At 37.9% G+C, this 6,551-nt stretch carries 6 protein-coding genes; 5 read left to right on the top strand and 1 reads right to left on the bottom strand.

All coding sequences use genetic code 11. The annotated features are described in order from the left end of the window. Positions 1-188 precede the first annotated feature (188 nt). Positions 189-1,316: a sporulation integral membrane protein YtvI gene (gene ytvI, locus KI375_RS26855; protein WP_212976431.1), complete on the bottom strand. Its 1,128-nt coding sequence runs from the start codon at positions 1,314-1,316 to the stop codon at positions 189-191. A 107-nt stretch (positions 1,317-1,423) separates the two neighbouring features. Between ytvI and KI375_RS26850 the strand changes: the two genes are divergently transcribed. From KI375_RS26850 to KI375_RS26830, 5 genes are all read left to right on the top strand, one after another. Beyond that, on the top strand, positions 1,424-1,885 hold the full coding sequence (locus KI375_RS26850) for a DUF441 domain-containing protein (RefSeq protein WP_212976430.1): 462 nt from the start codon (positions 1,424-1,426) through the stop codon (positions 1,883-1,885). Between the two features lie 235 nt (positions 1,886-2,120). Then, positions 2,121-3,236 carry a citrate synthase gene (gene citZ, locus KI375_RS26845; RefSeq protein WP_212976429.1) on the top strand — a complete coding sequence of 372 codons (1,116 nt, stop codon included), beginning with the start codon at positions 2,121-2,123 and terminating at the stop codon, positions 3,234-3,236. A gap of 66 nt (positions 3,237-3,302) precedes the next feature. After that, positions 3,303-4,565: an NADP-dependent isocitrate dehydrogenase gene (gene icd, locus KI375_RS26840; protein WP_207448299.1), complete on the top strand. Its 1,263-nt coding sequence runs from the start codon at positions 3,303-3,305 to the stop codon at positions 4,563-4,565. 108 nt (positions 4,566-4,673) lie between these two features. Next, the gene (gene mdh / locus KI375_RS26835) at positions 4,674-5,612 is read left to right on the top strand and encodes a malate dehydrogenase (RefSeq protein ID WP_212976428.1); all 939 of its coding nucleotides are present in this window, start codon (positions 4,674-4,676) and stop codon (positions 5,610-5,612) included. 303 nt (positions 5,613-5,915) lie between these two features. Beyond that, positions 5,916-6,371: a MaoC/PaaZ C-terminal domain-containing protein gene (locus KI375_RS26830; RefSeq protein WP_212976427.1), complete on the top strand. Its 456-nt coding sequence runs from the start codon at positions 5,916-5,918 to the stop codon at positions 6,369-6,371. Positions 6,372-6,551 lie beyond the last annotated feature (180 nt).

The following is a 6,551-nucleotide window of genomic DNA, read 5'->3' as shown; positions in this document are numbered from 1 at the left end:
GCGCCAAAAAACGAACAATTTCTTTTTACCACCAAAAATAAGATAGTGAATCTCAAAAAGGAGCAACCTAACATAGAAAAAAGAGCTGTCATCAAATGCATATTATGCATTCTGCGACAGCCCCTTTTTCAAATGATAAGAAGATATAAAGTTGGCTAGTATTTGAAGCTTACTCCTGCTCCTAACCTTTATTCTCTTGTGTCAGCAGCTCCATATTTAATATAAGTCCAAATGTCTTTAAACACATTAGCTTTATATAGAGTTGTAAGGAATACTAACATAACCGGACCGAGTATGAGCCCAATGAATCCAATTAATTTAAAACCAACGAATAAGGCGATTAAGGTAGCGAGGGGATTCATCCCGATACTTGATGATAGTATTTTTGGCTCCATTAATTGTCTCTGTACAACAACAACGGTATATAGGATCCCCAGCCCTAAGGCCAATCCATAATTTCCCATAATAATTTCATAGATAATCCAAGGAACAAAGACGGTCCCAGTACCGAGATAAGGCAAAATATCAAAAATCCCTGCTATTAAAGCGATTGTAATGGCGTATTTAACACGTAAAATCAGCAATCCTACCAATACAATAACCAAAGTGATTGAAATAAGGGTACATTGAGCTTTTACAAATCCGAACAACGCTTTCCTTAAATCTGCCAAAACTCTATTACTACTGTATTTGATCTTTTCAGGGATGACTTTTTTCGACAAATTTAATAGCTTTTCTTGATCTTTACTAATGAAGAATGTAGCGAGAACGGAAAAAACAAGGACTGTAGCAGCATTCGGAATCCACGAGACCAAAGCTGGTAATTTTAAAAAGAAGTTTTGTAAAAAATTTGTGGCAGTTTCTGTGATTTTGCTCCCGGTTTGACTAATACTGTCCATAATGGTTCCTTGTTGTCCGCTATCTAGATTATCGAAAGTATTGGCCAATCTTTCGTAAAAAGGAATAATTTGACTCGCAAACAAATTTTGAATATATTCAATTAATGTTCGTGTGTGTTCTGGTACTACGGTAGATAAATAATTAGCACCATCCACAATTTCAGCGATTAGTAGTGTAATTAGCCCCGCAAAGATAGAAATTAATAGAAGCAAGGAAGTGATTACCGCGAGGGCTCGAGGGAATCTCCCTTTTTTTTCAAGAAAATAGACCGCTGGACTAATGATCAAGGCGATGATAATGGCAATAATAAAAGGGTATGTTAGCTTAGCAATAAAATAAAGTGCAAATAATGATGCAACGGCAATGAAAATGACGATAAAAAAACGAATGAGCTTGAAAACATTTTCACGTTTCATTGGACACCTCATATTTTAATTTTCAAATAAACAAAGGATTCTTTCAGCTATCATAACATGATTCAATAAGTTGAAACATTAAATATAAACAATAAAGGAAGGTATATATGTTCAGTCACCCATTAATATTTATGATTATGTTGTTAGTAATAGGCTTTATAGCTAAGAATAATTCACTTATTCTTGCCGCAGCTGTACTTATTATTTTAAGATTAATTGGGACAGATGAAAAGATTTTTGCTGTCTTACAAACGAAAGGCATTAACTGGGGAGTCACCATCATTACGATTGCCGTTCTTGCTCCGATAGCCAGTGGCCAAATCGGCTTCAAGGAGCTGGGAGAGGCTGTAAAATCTCCGTATGCATGGATTGCTCTTGGCGCTGGTATGGCCGTCGCGATAATTGCCAAATATGGTATTCAGCTTTTATCAACAGATCCTCATATTACGACAGCACTCGTAATTGGTACAATTTTTGCAGTGGCTGTTTTTAAGGGGATAGCCGTGGGACCACTGATTGGCGCCGGTATTGCCTATATGGTAATGAAAATTTTTGACTTCATAAAATAAATATAAGCTGATTTCTCTATAAGCGTTTCCATTTCCAAAATAGGAATTTTTAGTTATAATAACAAATGGACGGAAAATCTATATTCTCTTTAATGGACAAGAACGAATTTTAGTCTATAATTGAATAGGGATTGATATGTTGACAAAGTTTGTGAAGTTCTTGATGAATTTCGGCAGGCTATTGCTATTTTTGTATGCTGAAAATCAGTTTAAAAATAAAGGAGATGTTACTTTTATGACAGCAACACGTGGATTGGAAGGGATTGTAGCAACTACATCTTCCGTAAGTTCAATCATCGATGACACTCTTACATATGTTGGTTATAATATTGATGAATTGACGAAAAATGCCAGTTTTGAAGAGATCATTTATCTTTTATGGCATTTGGAGTTGCCAAATAAACAGCAATTAGAAGAGTTGAAACAACAATTAGCTGATAATATGGAAATTCCACAAGAAATCATTGATAGTTTTAAAACATACCCAATTGAAAATGTGCATCCAATGGCAGTACTTCGTACAGCTGTTTCTACTTTAGGAATATTTGATGATGAAGCAGATGTTATGGAGAAAGAGGCGAACTTCCGTAAGGCAATCCGCCTACAAGCAAAAATGCCTACACTTGTGGCAGCATTTGCACGCATCCGTAACGGTGAAGAGCCAGTTGCACCTAATAAAGAGTATAGCCTTGCTGAAAACTTCCTTTATATGTTAAATGGCAAAGAGCCAAGTGATGTTGAAGTAGAAGCAATGGATAAGGCCTTAATTCTCCATGCAGATCATGAATTAAATGCTTCGACTTTCACTGCTCGTGTTTGTGTTGCAACATTGTCAGATATGTATTCTGGCGTTACAGCCGCTATCGGTGCTCTAAAAGGCCCTCTACATGGTGGTGCGAACGAACAGGTTATGAAAATGCTTACAGAAGTAGGGTCTGTGGATAAGGCTGAAGAATATATTTTAAACAAATTGGCAAATAAAGAAAAAATCATGGGATTCGGTCATCGTGTATATCAAAAAGGCGACCCGCGTGCGAAGCATTTGCGGGAAATGTCTCGCAAGCTAACTGAAATTACTGGTGAGCCAAAGTGGTATGAAATTTCTGAGAAAGTTCGTGAAGTACTGACATCGAAGAAACCTTTACCGCCTAATGTGGATTTTTATTCTGCATCTGTTTACCATAGTCTTAAAATTGACCATGATTTATTTACACCTATTTTTGCCGTATCTCGTGTATCAGGATGGATTGCCCATATTCTTGAACAATATGAAAATAACAGATTGATTCGTCCACGTGCAGAATACACAGGACCAGGAATGCGCACATTCAAACCACTTGAAGATCGTTAAGGATCTAGAGAATTCTTTTAATATCTGGTAGAATAAACATTCGAAAACATAATGGAGGGAACTTAAATGGCAGAAAAAATTACAGTTGAAAACGGTGTTCTACATACACCAGATCATCCAGTTATACCTTTTATTGAAGGGGATGGAACGGGACCAGATATTTGGGCGGCAGCGAAAAGAGTCTTAGATGCAGCGGTAGAAAAAGCCTATGCTGGTAACAAAAAGATTGAATGGAAAGAAGTGTATGCAGGAGAAAAAGCATTCAATAAATTTGGTGAATGGCTACCGAATGAAACACTTGAAACCATTCGTGAATATTTAATTGCAATTAAAGGACCTTTAACAACACCAATTGGTGGAGGCTTCCGTTCTTTGAACGTAGCGCTTCGTCAAGAGCTTGATTTGTTTGTTTGCCTTCGTCCTGTACGTTATTTCGAAGGTGTACCTTCACCTGTTAAGCGTCCAGAAGATTGTGATATGGTCATTTTCCGTGAAAATACTGAAGATATTTATGCAGGAATTGAGTATAAAGAGGGAACAGATGAAGTGAAGAAGCTAATCGATTTCCTTCAAAATGAAATGGGCGTAAACAAAATTCGCTTTCCAGAAACTTCAGGAATTGGTATTAAACCAGTTTCAGTTGAAGGAACTGAGCGTTTAGTACGTTCCGCGATTAATTATGCAATCAATGAAGGACGTAAATCAGTTACGCTTGTTCATAAAGGAAACATTATGAAATTTACGGAAGGTGCTTTTAAGAATTGGGGCTATGAGCTTGCTGAAAGAGAATTCGGTGATCAAGTATTTACTTGGAATCAGTATGACCAGATTAAGGAAGAACAAGGTACTGATGCGGCGAATAAAGCACAAGCTGATGCAGAAGCAGCCGGGAAAATTATCATTAAAGATTCCATTGCGGATATTTTCCTACAACAAATTCTAACTCGTCCGAAAGAATTTGATGTTGTCGCAACCATGAACCTTAACGGAGATTATGTTTCTGATGCGCTTGCTGCGCAAGTAGGTGGAATTGGTATTGCACCTGGTGCAAACATTAACTATGAAACTGGACATGCCATTTTTGAAGCAACACATGGTACAGCTCCTAAATATGCAGGCTTGGATAAAGTAAATCCATCATCTGTATTGCTTTCTGGTGTATTAATGCTAGAACATCTAGGCTGGAATGAAGCAGCTGATTTGATTACTAAATCAGTAGAAAAAACAATTGCATCGAAAGTTGTTACTTATGACTTTGCTCGTCTTATGGATGGGGCAACAGAAGTAAAGACTTCGGAATTTGCAACAGCTCTTATTGAACAAATGTAAGACAGTTTGCAGTCTTGGCGAGCGACCCGCACCCTGCGTGGCGCTCGCTTTCAAGTATTCTTTTCTAGCTGTGGTTATATACTAATTATGAAAGAAGGGGATTTGGATATGACACTGAGACGTACAAAGATATCTGTAATCGGTAGTGGTTTTACAGGAGCCACAACAGCTTTTTTATTAGCACAGAAAGAGCTGGGGGATGTGGTGCTAGTCGATATCCCACAAATGGAAAAGCCGACAAAGGGGAAGGCGTTAGATATGCTAGAAGCTAGCCCTGTTCAAGGATTTGATGCCAATATTATTGGAACATCAAATTATGAAGATACAAAGGATTCTGACGTCGTGGTGATTACGGCAGGGGTTGCGCGTAAACCAGGTATGAGCCGAGATGATCTTGTACAAACAAATCAAAAGGTCATGAAGAGTGTCACAAGTGAAATCGTCAAATACTCTCCTAATTGTCATATTATTGTTTTAACCAACCCTGTAGATGCCATGACGTATACTGTTTTTCAAGCATCTGGATTTCCAAAGAATCGTGTGATTGGACAGTCAGGTGTATTGGATACAGCACGATTCCGGACATTCATTGCCCAAGAATTAAATGTATCTGTGAAGGATGTTACAGGATTTGTCCTTGGAGGACATGGGGACGATATGGTACCGCTTGTTCGCTATTCTTATGCTGGTGGGATCCCTCTTGAAACGCTACTCCCTAAAGATCGGCTTGATGCTATTGTAGAACGGACGAGAAAGGGTGGCGGAGAAATTGTCAATCTACTAGGAAATGGAAGTGCTTACTACGCACCTGCCGCCTCATTGGTTGAAATGGTTGAAGCAATTGTAAAGGATCAACGTCGTGTCCTCCCGGCAATTGCTTATTTGGAAGGCGAATATGATTTTGATGGGATTTATCTAGGCGTTCCAACAATCCTTGGGAAAGATGGAATTGAAAAAGTGATTGAACTAGATTTAAAGGAAGATGAGAAAAAAGCGTTGGAAACCTCCGCATCTTCTGTTCGTGAAGTAATGAAGGTGTTACAATAGAGTAAGACTTTATGCAACGAAGACCTTCCGGCAATTTATCTGAATAAAGGCGAAGGCGCTTGCATTTAGATGAATGGCTGCAAAGTTAAAAGCTAGAGGGCTCGTTCGCCAATTTACTCGATAAGCATTCTAGTATAAGTTATTTCAGCAAGATCATAAGGGCTGTCCTATCTATCATGTATTTTCATGAAAAGGACAGCTTTCTTTGAAGGGCAATCTACATAATTAGCTAATTTCCAGCAGCGCTCATTCTATGCCGGTCTATGTTAGGACCATATTCTCAATTCATTGGAGGTGCATAAATTGTTCTTAGGGAAAAATCGAAAACTTGGACGGAACCTAGAGGAAATATCGGTTGGTGAAAAACTTGTATTAACAGAAAAGATGGAAGATAAGGATTTGTTGTTATATCTTGGCTTAACAAATGATGCCAATCCGCTTTTTATTCAACATGACTACGCTTCTCAAACAGAATTTAAAAAGCCAATTGTGCCAACGATTATGCTAACAGGGATGATCACCTCTGCGATCTCTAAATATTTGCCTGGACCAGGAGCTCATATTTTAAGTCAGAATCTTGAATTTCTAAAACCTGTTTATCACTACGAAACGATTGAATTTTTATTTGAAATCGTGGATGTGGATAAGGATAGGCATATGCTTACTGTACAGGTAAAGGTCATGAATGAAGAGGAGCAAGTTGTACTCGAAGGAACTTTACATGTCCAACCTCCTAATGTGCTTCAATCGGAGCAATAAATTATATATGTAACAAACGGACCTAGAGTTTTCTCTAGGTTTTTTTATTGTTAAGCGTACTATGTCAAATACTTTTTTTCCCATTTTTAAGTATAGGAAATACACCTACCACCGTGAATTTCCAAAAAATGGTTTAGTAAGTAGCAACTAACAGTGAACTCTATGTTCATTCACCACGCT

Source organism: Bacillus sp. J14TS2 (assembly GCF_018333015.1).
Lineage (GTDB): Bacteria > Bacillota > Bacilli > Bacillales > Bacillaceae_C > Lederbergia.
This window is presented reverse-complemented; position numbering and strand designations above follow the sequence as displayed.

Excerpts from the sequence above, each read along its gene's own strand:
- citZ (WP_212976429.1), top strand. The coding sequence starts at position 2,121 with ATGACAGCAACACGTGGATTGGAAGGGATTGTAGCAACTACATCTTCC.
- ytvI (WP_212976431.1), bottom strand. The coding sequence starts at position 1,316 with ATGAAACGTGAAAATGTTTTCAAGCTCATTCGTTTTTTTATCGTCATT.
- mdh (WP_212976428.1), top strand. The coding sequence starts at position 4,674 with ATGACACTGAGACGTACAAAGATATCTGTAATCGGTAGTGGTTTTACA.
- KI375_RS26850 (WP_212976430.1), top strand. The coding sequence starts at position 1,424 with ATGTTCAGTCACCCATTAATATTTATGATTATGTTGTTAGTAATAGGC.
- icd (WP_207448299.1), top strand. The coding sequence starts at position 3,303 with ATGGCAGAAAAAATTACAGTTGAAAACGGTGTTCTACATACACCAGAT.